At 67.0% G+C, this 13995-nt stretch carries 15 protein-coding genes and 2 pseudogenes; 15 read left to right on the top strand and 2 right to left on the bottom strand.

What is annotated here, in order from left to right; genetic code table 11:
• Positions 1 to 30: 30 nt before the first annotated feature.
• The 9 genes and pseudogenes from ACM6LU_RS38435 to ACM6LU_RS38395 form a co-directional block, all read left to right on the top strand.
• The gene (locus ACM6LU_RS38435) at positions 31 to 1635 is read left to right on the top strand and encodes a carboxylesterase/lipase family protein (RefSeq protein WP_414942789.1); all 1605 of its coding nucleotides are present in this window, start codon (positions 31 to 33) and stop codon (positions 1633 to 1635) included.
• A gap of 25 nt (positions 1636 to 1660) precedes the next feature.
• Entirely contained in the window at positions 1661 to 1840 is a 180-nt protein-coding gene (locus ACM6LU_RS38430) for a hypothetical protein (RefSeq protein ID WP_414942788.1), read from the top strand.
• 453 nt (positions 1841 to 2293) lie between these two features.
• The gene (locus ACM6LU_RS38425; protein WP_414942787.1) at positions 2294 to 3202 is read left to right on the top strand and encodes a hypothetical protein; all 909 of its coding nucleotides are present in this window, start codon (positions 2294 to 2296) and stop codon (positions 3200 to 3202) included.
• Positions 3195 to 3551 (top strand): hypothetical protein, encoded by a 357-nt coding sequence (locus ACM6LU_RS38420; RefSeq protein WP_414942786.1) that lies wholly within the window; start codon positions 3195 to 3197, stop codon positions 3549 to 3551. Before ACM6LU_RS38425 ends, ACM6LU_RS38420 begins: the two co-directional genes overlap by 8 nt.
• Positions 3552 to 4126: 575 nt before the next feature.
• Entirely contained in the window at positions 4127 to 4522 is a 396-nt protein-coding gene (locus tag ACM6LU_RS38415) for a DUF4260 family protein (RefSeq protein ID WP_414942785.1), read from the top strand.
• Positions 4515 to 5024: a TetR/AcrR family transcriptional regulator gene (locus ACM6LU_RS38410; protein WP_414942784.1), complete on the top strand. Its 510-nt coding sequence runs from the start codon at positions 4515 to 4517 to the stop codon at positions 5022 to 5024. Before ACM6LU_RS38415 ends, ACM6LU_RS38410 begins: the two co-directional genes overlap by 8 nt.
• Before the next feature lie 45 nt (positions 5025 to 5069).
• A pseudogene (locus ACM6LU_RS38405) lies at positions 5070 to 5801 on the top strand (DDE-type integrase/transposase/recombinase); the annotation flags it as partial.
• 242 nt (positions 5802 to 6043) lie between these two features.
• On the top strand, positions 6044 to 7240 hold the full coding sequence (locus ACM6LU_RS38400; RefSeq protein ID WP_414942783.1) for an IS30 family transposase: 1197 nt from the start codon (positions 6044 to 6046) through the stop codon (positions 7238 to 7240).
• Positions 7241 to 7286: 46 nt separating this feature from the next.
• Positions 7287 to 7532 (top strand): annotated as a pseudogene (locus ACM6LU_RS38395) (transposase); the annotation flags it as partial.
• Positions 7533 to 8112: 580 nt separating this feature from the next.
• Here ACM6LU_RS38395 and ACM6LU_RS38390 read toward each other — a convergent pair.
• Positions 8113 to 9252, bottom strand: a complete 1140-nt coding sequence (locus ACM6LU_RS38390) for an epoxide hydrolase family protein (protein ID WP_414942782.1) — start codon at positions 9250 to 9252, stop codon at positions 8113 to 8115.
• 81 nt (positions 9253 to 9333) lie between these two features.
• Here ACM6LU_RS38390 and ACM6LU_RS38385 point away from each other — a divergent pair, with 81 nt between their 5' ends.
• On the top strand, positions 9334 to 10293 hold the full coding sequence (locus ACM6LU_RS38385; protein ID WP_414942781.1) for an AraC family transcriptional regulator: 960 nt from the start codon (positions 9334 to 9336) through the stop codon (positions 10291 to 10293).
• 382 nt (positions 10294 to 10675) lie between these two features.
• Here ACM6LU_RS38385 and ACM6LU_RS38380 read toward each other — a convergent pair whose 3' ends face one another.
• Entirely contained in the window at positions 10676 to 11035 is a 360-nt protein-coding gene (locus ACM6LU_RS38380; RefSeq protein ID WP_414942802.1) for an amidohydrolase family protein, read from the bottom strand.
• Here ACM6LU_RS38380 and ACM6LU_RS38375 point away from each other — a divergent pair.
• From ACM6LU_RS38375 to ACM6LU_RS38355, 5 genes are all read left to right on the top strand, one after another.
• A complete protein-coding gene (locus tag ACM6LU_RS38375; RefSeq protein ID WP_414942780.1) occupies positions 11000 to 11662 on the top strand; it encodes a DUF2891 family protein in 663 nt (220 codons plus the stop codon). The genes ACM6LU_RS38380 and ACM6LU_RS38375 overlap by 36 nt on opposite strands.
• A 289-nt stretch (positions 11663 to 11951) precedes the next feature.
• Positions 11952 to 12116: a hypothetical protein gene (locus tag ACM6LU_RS38370; RefSeq protein WP_414942779.1), complete on the top strand. Its 165-nt coding sequence runs from the start codon at positions 11952 to 11954 to the stop codon at positions 12114 to 12116.
• A complete protein-coding gene (locus tag ACM6LU_RS38365; protein ID WP_414942778.1) occupies positions 12113 to 12448 on the top strand; it encodes a helix-turn-helix domain-containing protein in 336 nt (111 codons plus the stop codon). Before ACM6LU_RS38370 ends, ACM6LU_RS38365 begins: the two co-directional genes overlap by 4 nt.
• Positions 12449 to 12843: 395 nt before the next feature.
• Positions 12844 to 13506 (top strand): hypothetical protein, encoded by a 663-nt coding sequence (locus ACM6LU_RS38360; RefSeq protein WP_414942777.1) that lies wholly within the window; start codon positions 12844 to 12846, stop codon positions 13504 to 13506.
• Positions 13476 to 13970 carry a hypothetical protein gene (locus tag ACM6LU_RS38355; RefSeq protein WP_414942776.1) on the top strand — a complete coding sequence of 165 codons (495 nt, stop codon included), beginning with the start codon at positions 13476 to 13478 and terminating at the stop codon, positions 13968 to 13970. Before ACM6LU_RS38360 ends, ACM6LU_RS38355 begins: the two co-directional genes overlap by 31 nt.
• Positions 13971 to 13995: the final 25 nt, after the last annotated feature.

Genomic DNA, 13995 nt, shown 5'->3' with positions numbered 1-13995 from the left:
TTCCCGATCCCGACCGGAAGGCCGATCTCCATGCGCCGTGTGACCACCCGTCGCAGGCTCGCCACTGCCCTACTGCTTGCCGCGACCACGGTCGGATCGACGGCCTGCACGAACGAGGCGGCGGCCGATCCGACGCACATGCACACCGGTTCCGGGGAGCTGCGCGGTGTGCGGGACAACGACATCGTCCGGTTCCGAGGCGTGCCCTACGCCGAACCGCCGACCGGTTCGCAGCGCTGGGCGCCGCCGAAACCGGTGCGCCCGTGGGACGGGGTGCGCGAGGCGTCCGCCCCGGGGCCGCCGTGCGCGCAAGCGGGCAACCCGCCGGAGGGCAGCACCGCCGAGGACTGCCTGTACCTCGATATCACCGTGCCGGCGAACTCGGCTACGGTCCGGAGACCGGTGCTGGTCTGGTTGCATGGCGGCGGCTTCAGCAGCGGCGCCGGCACCGAGTACGACCCGCGCAGGCTTGCCGTCCAGGGCGATGTGGTGGTGGCGACCGTCGACTTCCGGCTGAACATCTTCGGCAACCTGGCGCTACCGGGGATGACCGACGGTGGCAGTTACGGCTTGCAGGACCAGCAGGCGGCGCTCGCCTGGCTGAGGCGCAACGCGGCGGCGTTCGGCGGCGATCCAGGCAACATCACGCTGTTCGGCCAGTCCGGTGGCGCGGTCGCAATATGCGGTCAGCTCACCTCGCCCGCCGCGAGAGGTTTGTTCAGCAAGGCGATTTTGCAGAGCGGCTCGTGCCACACCACGCTCGCGGCGAACGCGTCCGGTCCGGAGAGCCCGGCGTTCGGCGCGTTCTGGCGGCCCAAGGCGCAGGCCGAACGCAGCAGTGCGCAGGCTGCGGCCGCGCTCGGCTGCCCGCCCGGCGGCGACCAGCTCGGCTGCCTGCGCGCCCTGCCGGTGGACAAGCTGCTCACCCAGGCCGGGACGGCGACCGCGGCCACAGTGGGCGGCACGACGCTGCCGGTCGATCCGCGGGACGGGCTGAAGCAGGCGCTTGACGTGCCGGTACTGTCCGGGAACACTGCGGATGAACAGCGCACGGTCGCCGGCGTCTACGAACTGCTCGGCAAACCGATCACTGCCGCGCAGTACCCGGAACTGCTGGCCAAGGGATTCGGCGCGGCCGCGGTTCAGCAGCAGTACCCGCTGCGTGACTACCCGACGCCGGGGTTGGCCTGGGCCGCGGTCTACACCGACTCCGGATTCGCCTGCCCACAGCAGCAGACCGACACCGCGCTCGCGGCGCGCGGCCCGGTGTTCGGCTACCGCTTCGCCGACCCCACCGCGCCACCACTGATCCCGGTGCCGCCGACGTTCCAGCCCGGCGCCTCGCACGCCTCCGAACTGTTCTACCTGTTCGACGTCAAGGGAAAGCCGGTGCACCTGGACGGTTCGACGTATCCGCTGACAGCGGCCCAACAGCAACTGGCCGAGCGGATGATCGCCGCCTGGTCGACGTTCGCGCACACCGGAAACCCCGGTCACACAAGAACTGCCGACCAGTGGCCGGCGTGGGACCCGGCCGCGCCGAAGGTGCACGAGTTCACCGCCGACGCCGATCGTCCCTCCACAGTAGACCCGGCCGCCGCGCACCAGTGCGGCTTCTGGTCATCGCTGCACTAAACCCGCGACGCCGAGGAGATCCGACATGCCCGAAAGCCGTTCGAAGTCCCAGCGTGTCATCGTGCTCGCCATCGCCGTGGTGTTGATCATCGGCGGCATCACCGGGGTGAGCACCGCTCACGACGTGCCACTAGCCACGATCAGTTCAGCAGTGGCGATCCTGGTCGGCCTACTATTCCTCCGGATCGCCGCCCGCAAATCCTGACCTCACAGAAGCATCGACCTGCCGATCTGCGCTAGATCACGCTGGTGCAAGGTCCTGTCCGCAGTGACCCGAATTTTCGGGGCGTCGCTCGCGCGACCGGTTCCAGGTCAAACTCCGGACCGGCTCTCGGTCGCCGGGAGATGCCGGCGGCGTTGGCAGCGTTGGATGGGTTGGCTTGGTGGGCCCAGTGGGTCGCGGTGATCGGGCGTCCTGGAGCGCCTCCAGGGAACAGCCACGGGTGGATGTCGGCGTGGCTGTGTCGATTGTTGGCGAGCTGGTGCATGAGGTCGTCCAGCGGGCTGGGCAGTCCAGCGGTTCGGCGCCCGACACATGATCCGGGTTCCCTTGTCGTCGTGGACGATCTGGTCGCGGGTCGGGTTGGGCTACTTTGGATAGTGGCTGTCCGAACAGGAGCAGACGGGCGACTCGGTCATGGATGGTGACGGTGTCGTCATGCAGGAGGCGGCGGACCAACGCCCAGCGGTGATCGTCCTCGATGGCGGCTCGGTTGCCACGCCCGCGGAGTTCGTCGGGGATGACGATGCCGCCGGTGTGGTGGTTGTGGTGGGTCCAGAGCAGAAACGTCCGAACCTTCCGGTTGCGAGCCGGGTTCTCAGCCAGCCACCGCAGACCGGTGTTCGGCTCGTTGGCCGCCAGCGCCTGGAGCCATGCGCGCCGCTCACAGCACGCCCGACATCCGAGCCTCGCCCGGTCGATCGAGTGAGGGGTGACCTGCTAGACCCTGGTTACCGCTGGACCCGCCATGCTCTTGCGAGATCGCTGATCAAGCCTGCCTGTCAGGTGAAAGCCGCTACTATGTGGCCTGTGACCGGTGGTTGTAAACAGCGTCCGCTGCTCTTCCTTGACGTCGACGGGCCGCTCATCCCGTTCGGTCTCGCGCCGCGACAGTATCCGACCTACCGGACAACGCCAGATCCACAGCAGAACAGCTCGAACCCGCTGCTGAGCAGAATCAACCCCGAGCACGGCCCTCGCCTGGCGGCACTGCCGTGTGAACTGGCCTGGGCCACCACATGGATGCACGACGCCAATGAGTGCATCGCACCACGGATTGGGCTGCCGCGGTTGGCAGTCGTGATCTGGCCGGAGCCATCCGACGTCGATGAGCAGGACGAACGCAACGGACTGCATTGGAAGACTCGTACCCTCGTCGACTGGGCTGCGGGACGCCCCTTCGCCTGGGTCGATGATGAGATCACCGACACCGATCGGGTTTGGGTGTCCGCACACCATCACGGATCTGCTCTGCTGCATCGGATCGATCCCCGTCACGGCCTGACAGCGGCCGACTATGCCGCCCTCAAGGAGTGGCTACAGAAGACGGGGACTGGAAGTGGCTGACCTGCTGTCTGTCGACGACCTGCCCGACGGTTTCGATTACCCGCCGGAATTCGTTCGCGTTGTCGAATTGGGGCTTACCGACCTTGAGCCGTGGTGGATCGTCGAAGGCGACCTGCTCCGACGCAGCAACACGATACTGGCGAAGTCGTATCCACACCGGCGCCTGGTGATGTTCGCCAGACGGCAGGACAACGACGACTGGGCCTGCTGGGATCTCGACCGTGGTGACGTCGCGATCGTGCATGTGGGCGCGACGCGCGGCTGGGAGCAGCGCGGGCACCGGTTCTCGGACTTCAACGCCTGGCTACGACAAGCGATTGAGGACCTGATCGAGTTCGGCACCCTGTGACAACATCTCGAATGACACGCCCGACCACCCACGGACACCAGATTTCCCTCGTCGCTGTCCGTGAATGCCGAAGCCAACAGGTTGAGCGATCTGTATTCGAGATCATCCGATGAGCTTGCTTGCGGTGTGTGCAATCGCATGCAGATCCGAAGATGCTGCCCCGGCTCGATGAATTGGAGTCCGACTTGGAAGACCGGAAAGCGCGCGCCGCGTCCGAGGCTGGCTGGGTGAGATCGAGGGGATTGACCGCACCCTTCAGTGCTTGTGCGGCAAGCGTGCCGGCGGGTGCTGCGGCCCACCCGCAGCACCCGCCAGGTCGACCTCGGGATGCCTACCATCGGCACGGCTCGATATCCACGCAAGCTGGATCGCTCCGAGCGACTGAACCACGCCGGCAGCGATCCGCCCGCGAACCGCGAAACGTCCTCAACACGACGGAGGTGGATTTCGGTCCAGCGGCGAACATGGATACGCGTCCCCTCGGCTCAGCTCCCGGAAGTCTTGGGGCAAGTTGACGGCTAACGGCGTTAGCCTTAAACTCAAGCTAACACCGTTAGCCGTCAACTGGGGGTTCCATGTCTGTCGTTGTCACACCCGCCCGCCAGGTCGCGAAGCGGGTGGCATGGGCCGCTCTGGCGGCGTTCCTACTGGCTTTCATCGTGCTCGAGGTGATCAACCACGGCGGCTCGGCGCTGGTCGCCGCGCTCCTGTTACTGATCGCACCCGACCTGACGATGTTCGTCGGCGTCGGCGTTGCCGGCAAAGGCAAGTTGTCGCCGAAAGCCGTGCCCTACTACAACGTCATGCATCGACCATGGATCCCGCTGGCCGTCTTGGTCGTCTACAGCGCCGGCGGACTAGGGGATTGGGTACCGTTGTTCACGGCGGGGCTCGGCTGGCTGGCGCATATCGCGTTGGATCGGGCGTTCGGCTACGGCCTGCGTGAGCGTGACGGGAGCCGGCGTGCGTGAGCGGACCGGGCAGATCGTCGACGCAGCACGCGTGCTGATCGACGAAGGCGGCTCCGCGGCGCTGACCATGCGGGCGCTCGGCGACCGGCTGGGCATCCGCGCTCCGTCGCTCTACAAGCACTTCCCGGACAAGGGTGCGGTTGAAGCGCAGGTGATCACGCTCGCCATGCGGGAGCTGGCGAGCGCGCTGGCACGAGCCGACTCCTTGGTCGCGCTCGCGGCGGCCTACCGTGCCTACGCGCTCGCGCATCCCCATCTCTACCGGCTGATGAACTCCGTACCCCTCCCTCGCCACCTGCTGCCGCCCGGGGCGGAGGAAGCGACCGCGCTGCCGCTGATGCGCGCTGTCGGCGGCGACATCAACCGGGCACGTGCTGTCTGGGCGTTCGCCCACGGCATGGTCATCCTCGAACTCGACGGCCGTTTCCCGCCTGACGCGGATCTCGACAGCGCTTGGCGCACAGGGCTGGCAGCGTTTGCCGATCCCGCTCGACACAGCTGAGCCTGTCCCCGGCGGCGACGGCCAACCCTAAGGTCCGAATCGCCCATGGCCCTACGACCGCTGACCCGGTCGTCAGGCTGGCGGCACAGTCGTGAACACAGTGACGCCATCCCGCATGGTGAAGAGGCGCAAGAGCTTTCCGGGAATGACGGTGACTCCTTCAACGAGGCGCATGCACGCCGCATCTTCGGCCATCTATACGAACAGGCCGGAGGTGCGGTCGACGGTGCCGGTGTCCGGACGTCGTTCTCGAACCAGCGGTCGACTTACGAGCCCGACAAGCAGGAAGTCCGATCGGGGATGGACTCATACTGCGTCTCGACCGAACGAGGTGTCACGGTGTACGGCTGCCTGCGCGGCGTGCAATTGACCGGTGCCTGCTCACCCTGGAGTTCACGGCCGAGGACGCGGAAATCCTGCACGTCCCGACGGCCGTGGCGGCATGCCAAGAAGAAAGGCCGCAACCGCAACGCGGGGCCGCCGGTGCACGACGACTTGGTGCGTAGGGATTTCACCGCCGATGCGCCGAACGTGAAGTGGCTGACTGACATCACCGAGCATCCCACCGCGCTGGGCAAGCTGTATCTGTGTGCGATCAAGGACTGCTACTCCAACAAGGTCGTCGGGTACTCGATCGACTCCCGCATGAAATCCTCACTCGCCCTCGCCGCACTCCGCAACGCGATCACACTGCGCGACCCGGCCGGGGCCATCGTGCACTCCGATCGGGGCAGCCAGGGCGGATTCAACCGGTCGTCGCAACACCTTGATCATGGAGGTGTGCGGTGGGGCGCGGTAGGAAGCAGTTGCCGGGGGCGCCGGTGGGTGCGCGGCGGCAGTGGGCGGCGGATCGGGCGTTGCGGCCGCCGATGCGTTCGCCGGGCCGGCCGGAGCCGTCTCGGGCGGTGCAGCGGGATTTTTGGCGGGAGATCGCGTCGGGAGCAACGACCGCTGAGGCGGCGGAGGCTGTGGGGGTGTCGTGGCCGGTCGGGGTCCGCTGGTTCCGTCACGCTGGAGGCATGCCGCCGATCAGTCTGGACGAGCCCGCAGGCCGGTACCTGTCGTTCGCCGAGCGTGAGGAGATCGCGCTGCTGCGCGCGCAGGACGTCGGTGTGCGTGAGATCGCCCGCCGCATCGGCCGCGACCCGGGAACGATCTCACGCGAACTGCGCGGCAACGCGGCGACCAGGAGCGGGAAACAGGTCTACCGCGCCTTGGTTGCACAGTGGAAAGCACAGCAGGCAGCGAAACGCCCGAAGACCGCGAAGCTCGCGGTCGACGACAGGCTGCGCGAGTACGTGCGGGAACGGCTCGCCGGGAATGTCCGGCGGCCCGATGGCACGGTCGTTGGCGGGCCTGAGTCGGCGTGGAAGGGGTTGAACAAGCCGCATCGGCAAGACCGGCGGTGGGCGACGGCGTGGAGCCCGGAGCAGATCTCTCACCGGCTCCCGGTTGATTTCCCCGATGATGAGTCCATGCGCATCAGCCACGAGGCGATCTATCAGTCGCTGTTCATCCAGGGACGCGGCGCGCTCAAACGGGAGCTGGTCGCGTGTCTGCGCACCGGCCGGGCCCTGCGGGAACCGCGAGCCCGGTCACGCAACAAGCCACAGGGGCATGTCAGCGCGGATGTCGTCCTCAGCGAACGTCCCGCCGAAGCCGCCGATCGCGCTGTTCCAGGGCATTGGGAAGGGGATCTGATCATCGGGACAGGCCGGTCCGCGATCGGCACGCTCGTCGAGCGCAGCAGCCGAGCCACGCTCCTGGTGCACCTGCCCCGGTTGGAGGGCTGGGGCGAGAACCCGCCGGTGAAGAACGGTCCCTCGCTTGGTGGCTATGGCGCCATCGCGATGAACGCCGCGTTAGCTGTCTCGATCACACAACTACCGCAGCAACTACGACAAACCCTCACCTGGGACCGCGGGAAGGAACTGTCTGCGCACGCGCAGCTGACCCTTGAGACGGGGACGAAGGTCTTCTTCGCCGACCCGCACTCGCCATGGCAGCGACCGACCAACGAGAACACCAATGGTCTGCTGCGCCAGTACTTTCCGAAGGGAACCGATCTGTCCCGATGGTCGGCCGAGGACCTCGAAGCCGTCGCCCACACGATTAACAACCGGCCCCGCAAGGTCCTCGACTGGCGAACCCCGGCCGAAGTCTTCGCCGAGCAGCTACGCTCACTCCAACAACCCCGTGTTGCATCCACCGATTGAACTCGCCCAGTACACCTCGGCCGAGTTCCGCGGCACACTCGACACTGCGGGCATCCGTCCGTCGATGGGGCGTGTCGGATCGTGCTACGACAACGCGGTCGCGGAGTCGTTCTTCGCCACCCTCAAAACCGAGATCGGAACCCAGGTCTGGGCCAGCCGAGATGACGCCCGACGAGCCGTCTTCGCCTACCTCGGCTACTACAATCACGACCGTCTACATTCGACACTCGACTACCGAACACCCCACGAAACCCGCATAAGCTATCGTCAAGATCTCGCCCTCGTGGCATAAACCCCGGTGTCCGGTTCCCGGGGGCAACCTCACACTAGGGTCAGCGCGGCGGCGGGGCCGGGGGCCGTATCGACATCGGCGGTAGGGGGCGACGTGCTCGGGATGGTGGTGTACTTCCTGCGGCGTATCGTGAGGACCCCGCCCGGGGTCGGCTGCCCGCTGGCTGGGGTGATGCGATCCGGGTGCGGTCATTGCACGGACGCTGGCGCGCCTGCCGGGGCTCTGGTGCACCTTCGCTCGTGACCCCGCTGCTGCCAGGTCGCGTTTGGATGACGACCGGTGAACCTGTCCGGCTCGTTCGCCATGCCGCTGGCTGGGCTGGGACGGCCAGGACGTCACCCACCTCATGGTCAGAAGCGGACACCAGGACCTCCGCGGCGTCGCCCGCTACGCCCGCCCGTCGGCCGACGACGCCCAGCGCACCGCCGAAGTAAGGACGGGCTCGCCGCGAGAGAGTGCGTTGATCACACGCTGCAGAGCTCTCCAAGGCGCAACCCCGGAGGGACATCCCTCCGGGGTTGGATGTGACGGGCCATCGTGCCAACGATGATCCATCGTTCCCTTGGCTCGAGCCAGAGTATTACTTCCGCAGCGGTCGGAAGAACTCTCGCAGCTCCTGGGCGTACAGCTCGGGCTCCTCATGCTGGAAGAAGTGTCCGCCAGCCGGCATCTCGGTCCACCGGTGGACGTTCATCCAGCGTTCGGCGTACGACCGGGGCGGCTGCGCGGCACCCGTGACCGGATCGGCCGGCCAGAGCGCGGCGCCGACCGGGACCTCGATGTTCGAGACCTCCTGTGGGTGGTGGACTGCGTCGTAGTACGCCAAGAAGGAGCTGCCGATACTTTCCGTTGCCCAGTACAGAGTGGCGTTGGTGAGCAGGTCATCCTTGGAGAATCGACGCTCGACCTCCCCGCTCGAGTCGCTCCAGGACCGGAACTTCTCCACGAGGTAGGCCACCAACCCGGAGGGAGAGTCGTGCACTGCGGGTGCCAGGCTGGCTGGTTTCGTCGCCTGGAGCATGGAGTACGCGCCCTCGGCTTCCATCCAGTTCAACACGTTCTGTAGGAATGGCTGCTCCTCTTCGGTGGCTTCCGGCAGGGGAACCATCGGATAGATGATCAGTCCGTTCGAGTCGGTGTGCACCCCGGCGACGTGCTCGGCGTAGTCCATGCCGAGCCGTAAGGCCACGCTGGCTCCGACGTCACCACCTGCCGCACCGAATCGCTGGTAGCCGAGGTGGTCCCGCAGCAGGGTGAGTGTGCGAGCGGCGATCCGCTGGTACGACACGTCGCCCAGCTCTGCCGGTTTGTCCGAGAAGCCGAACCCGGGATGTGCCGGTACCACCACGTCGAACGCGTCCGCTGGGTCGTCGGGATGGGTCAGCAGGGGGATCAGCCGTTCCATCTCGGCGAACGTACTTGGCCAACCGTTCATCACCACCAGCGGGAACGGATTCGGTCCCTGTCCCCGTTCCCAGACGAAATGCACGCCCGTTCCGTCGACGGTCGCTCGGTACTGGCTCAGCCGGTTCAGGCGGGCTTCCTGCGTCCGCCAGTCGAACCCGGTCCGCCAGTACTCGACCAGTTCCCGCAGGTAGTCCTGGTCGGTCCCGTAACCCCAGCCTGACTGCGGCATCGGCGGCGCCCAGCGAGTGGTGGCGAGCCGGTCCGCCAGGTCGCGCAAAACATTTTCCGGTATGCGTGCGGTGAACTTTTCCATGTTCGCAGTCAATCGGACCAGCCTTGAGACGGTCCATGCCTTAAAAGCGCGTGTTGATGTCTAAGCGTCTACGCTCGCGTCATGGACGCCGTGTCGGAACTCTTGGCAGAGGTACGGGCGCGCAGCGCCGTCTTCCGACAGGTGATCATGCGACCGCCCTGGGGCCTGCGGATGGCCAGCGGCGCCTCCCTGACACTGGCTGCGATGCTGCGCGGCCGGGCCTGGATCGTTGTCGACCAACACGAACCGGTACTCCTCGACGTCGGCTACATCGCCGTCATCCGCGGCGACGCGCCCTACACGGTGGCCGATGACCCCGCCACCACGCCAACGTTCGTGGTGACCAGCGCCGACTACTGCTCAGGCACCGATAGGGCCGCCGGACCCGCCCGGACCTGTGGAACACCAGCCGAGGGGTCTGCCGTGCTGGTCAGCGGAGCTTTCGAACGCCGAGGAGAACTCAGCGAACGACTACTGCAGGCCCTGCCCGCGGTGCTGGTAGTGCCGGCCGAGAACAGGCCCTACCCATCGGCGGAAATGGTGGCCGAGGAGGTTGCCGGGGACCGACCGGGACAGCAGCTGGTACTGGACCGGCTGCTGGACCTGATGCTGGTCTCGGCGCTCCGCAGCTGGTTCGAAAATCCGGACGCCAACGTCCCGGCCTGGTGCTGCGCACTGGGTGACCCGGTCGTGGGTACCGCGCTGCGGCTACTACATGACACACCCGCCCACCCGTGGACAGTCGCGCACCTGGCGGATAAAGTGGGAGTCTCACGAGCGACACTTGCCCGGCGGTTCACCGCCATGATCGGCGAACCACCGATGTCCTACCTCACGGGCTGGCGGATCGCCCTGGCCGCGGACCTGTTGCGGGAGACCGATCACACAGTGACCACCATTGCGAGGAAGGTCGGCTACGCGAACGCCTTCGCACTCAGCGTGGCATTCAAGCGAGTGCGCGGTACCCGACCCAGCGATCACCGGCACCCAGAACCAACGTGGCGGGCGGCCGAAGGCTCGCTACCCCGACGCGAAGTGTGAAGGCCAGGCGGGCAAGTCCGGGAACTCCGGCACCGAACAGTCCGGCGTGTCGACTCTGCTTGGTGCAGAGAAGCACTTCGGATCACAAGCGAGGCCCTGCAAAAAACTCATCACGCAACTGGTCGCCGAGCTCGGTGATCTGGGCCGTCCGGCCCGCGTGCTGAAGTGCATGGGCCTGCGCGCCGAGGAGTCGCGGGCACGGCTGACTGGTCATGTCAGCTGCGGAATCCCATCGCCGGTGTGCGGTTCGGTGAGTGGCGGACCGCGGCCTGGACGCGGCCAGGCTGACCTGAACGCCGACGAAAAGCGAAAGATCTCGTTCGTGTTGAGCGGACAGTCGAGACCAGCTCCCGGTCATGAGTTCGGCGATTGTCCGCCCGCGTCATCTCCTGGCCAGATCGCGGCCGAGCAGGCGGCTGATGTTTCCGGAGAAGATGGCCTGCTGTTCTTCCTCGTCCAGGCCGATGGAATGGAGGTTCTCGATCGTCGACCGGATGTAGCCGGAACCGCGTTCGGGATCGTAGGGACTGTCCGATGCGAACAGAACGTGGTCGGTTCCATAGAAGTCGATCGAGCAGCGTAGTGCGTGCGCCGCTCCGAACAAGGCGGTGTCCGCGTACATCGTCTTGAAGTAGTCGATGGGACGCCGGGTAAGCGGGTATCCGGTGACGTCCTCGCGCTGTGACTCTGGTGTCCGGGCACCTAGTTGGCCCTCGAGACCGCCACCTGGGACGACCCGGATGCCGCGCGCTGGTCAACAGCCCTGCACGAGTTGAGTGCGGTCTTCGTGGCCCGCTATCTCGATTGGCTGCCGCGGGCCACTTATCCGATCCGGTCCGGGGTGCACGACAACGGTGCGTTCGGGCTGTCCCGCGCTCTGCCCTACGCCGGCTACCTCGCCGACCATGGCGAACCGCGGCTGCAGCAGGTCATCACCGAGACCGCCTGGCGGTGGTTCGGATCCGACCACGACTATCCCGGCGCCTGGGAGCCCTCCGGAGCCGACTTCCTGTCCCCAGCCTTGGCCGAAGCCGAACTCATGACCCGTCTGCTATCCCCGACCGAGTTCGCCGACTGGCTACGGCGGTTCCTACCCGGCATCGCCGAGCAGAAGCCCGCGCCCCTGTTCACCCCGGCGACCGTCACCGATCCCTCCGACGGGCTGATCGCCCACCTGCACGGGCTCAACCTGCACCGCGCCTGGTGCTGGCACCGCCTCACGCACGCACTCCCCGCCGGCGACGACCGGATCCCCGCCATGCTCCATACCGCGCACGCCCACACCCACGCCTCATTGCCACAGATCACCGGCAGCTCGTACGCAGTCGAACACTTCCTGGCCTACTACGCACTCCTTCTGCTCAGTTAAGGACCACGCACACGAGACTTGTGTCGCTGCCCGCGCCGCGGACGACAGGGGTGATTCGGAGATCTACTTCATGATCCATGAGACACCAGACCCGCTACGGTCTCCCATTTCCGAGGCAACACAGCTCAGCGCCCCGACCTGCCTCACGATCAACAAGACAGGCCACGAGCCACTGGCTTGGCGTCCCAGTCAAGTAACGATCGGCTCTTGCTGAGAGGCAACCACCATGCATCCAACCGACACGTCAAGGACAACGTCCACAATGGAACGCCGCAGGTCAGAGGTCTAGATGCTCTGGCAGCTCAAGATAATGCAACAACAAGTCGGCCACGAACACGCCTCCACGACCTCGATCTACACCTGCGTGGGCTCGGACTTCCGCAAACGCACCCTGCGCCGCCACCTCGACAGTGTCGTCACCGCGGCCCTGGCAAGCCCGGGAGCACAGTCGTGAAGCGGAAAGTCGGCTACACCTGGCAGCTACGGGAAATCATGGCCTCGCACAAGATCTACACCGCCACCGAGCTGGTTCCCTTGCTCAGGGACCGCGGCATCGACCTGTCCGCGTCGCAGGTCCACCGCCTGGTCTCCGGCACCCCCGAACGGCTCTCGCAACAGGTGCTGTCCGCGTTCTGCGACATCCTCGGCTGCACCCCGGCCGACCTGGTGGCCACCACCGCGGAGAACGCCGGCGTCCGCAAGACCGCCACCGACGATCGGCCCGCACCATCAGCCACGGTCGCGAAGCTACGACCCCGCGCCGCCCGAATCCTGCCCGGCGAGTAAGTCCCGCCTACCGCACGCTGGAGCAGCTGGAACGCTGGCACAAGCGGACCTGTTGCCGCTGCGGCCGATTCGGATTCTTCGCCGCCGTCTGGCCGGACGGACCGGTCTGCCGCACCTGCGAGTGCCGCGCCCTGCGTGTCCACGGGCGCTGCCCCGAATGCGGAGAGCACCGGATCCTCCCCAATCTCCGGCCTGCCGACGCCGTCGCTATCTGCACCAGCTGCGCCGGATTCCGCCCGTCCTACGCCTGCTCGCGCCGCGGCCAGGAAAGTGAGCTGCGCGCGGGCCGCCTCTGCCTTCGCTGCGCCCCGTCCGACCGAGTCGCCGCACTGCTGGACGACGGCACCGGCCGGATCCGTCCTGAGCTGCTTCCGCTGCACGAGCTGCTCGTCGCGATGAAGAACCCGCGCACCGGGCTGAGCTGGATCGACGGGCGACCACCGAACGCCGGCGCGGCGGCGAAGCTGTTGCGCGGCCTGGGAAACGGCGACATCGCCCTTACCCACGAGGCGTTCCACCGTCTTCAGCCCTGGCGGGCAGCCGGGCACCTGCGGGAACTGCTCATGTCTTGCGGCGTGCTGCCGCTGGTGGACAAACAGATCTGCTCGTTCGAGCGCTGGCTGGGCGAATACCTCGGCGGCATCAGCATTCCCGACCACGAACAGCTCGTGCGGCGGTTCGCCACCTGGGAGGTCCTGACGCGGCTGCGCCGCCGCGCCGCGCGGGAACCGCTGACTCCCTCCACACGCTATTTCGCCTCCGGACAGGTCAAGGCGGCCACCCAGTTCCTCGGCTGGCTCGCCAACCGCGGCCGCCCCCTGGACACCTGCTGCCAGGCCGACATCGACACCTGGCACGCCGGGCGCGGTGAGCACGAACGGGGCCGGCTTCGCGGTTTCTGCTCTGGGCCATGGCCAGCAAGCTCGCCCGGACGTTGCGGCTGCCTGCTCACACGGTCACCCGCAACGCCCCGCTGCCCGAGCCCGAGCGGGTCGCGCTGCTGGGCCGCCTGCTCACCGGCCACGACTTGCCGCTGCGGTCCCGGGTCGCCGGTGTGATCGTGCTGCTCTACGCACAACCGCTCAGCCGGATCGTCCGGCTCACCGTCGATGACCTCACCCGCGACGGCGACCAAGTCCTGCTGCGCCTCGGCGAACCGTCCTCACCAGTCCCAGCACCGGTCGCGGAACTGCTCCTGGCCTGGATCGGCCAACGGGACAACATGAACACCGCCACCAACCCGAACGCCCGCTGGCTGTTCCCCGGCCGCCGCGCAGGGCAACCGATGCACCCAAGGTCGCTCGGCGCGCTGGTGACCAGACTCGGCGTCCCCACCACAACTGGGCGCACCGCGGCCATCCAGCAGCACGTGCTCACCATGCCCGCACCCGTGGTCGCCGACGCCCTCGGCTACCACCCAGTCACCACCACCAAGATCGCCACGCAGGCCGGCGCCTCCTGGAGCCGCTACGCCCCAGGCGATCACTCACCGCCCCAACCCCGACGAACACGCGACAGTTGAATACGCGACCTCACCAGTCTCAACC

The sequence above is a fragment of the Amycolatopsis sp. cmx-11-51 genome (assembly GCF_047608665.1).
In the GTDB taxonomy this organism is placed as follows: Bacteria; Actinomycetota; Actinomycetes; order Mycobacteriales; family Pseudonocardiaceae; genus Amycolatopsis.
Note: the sequence above shows the minus strand (reverse complement) of the source record. Positions and strands in the feature narration are given on the sequence as shown.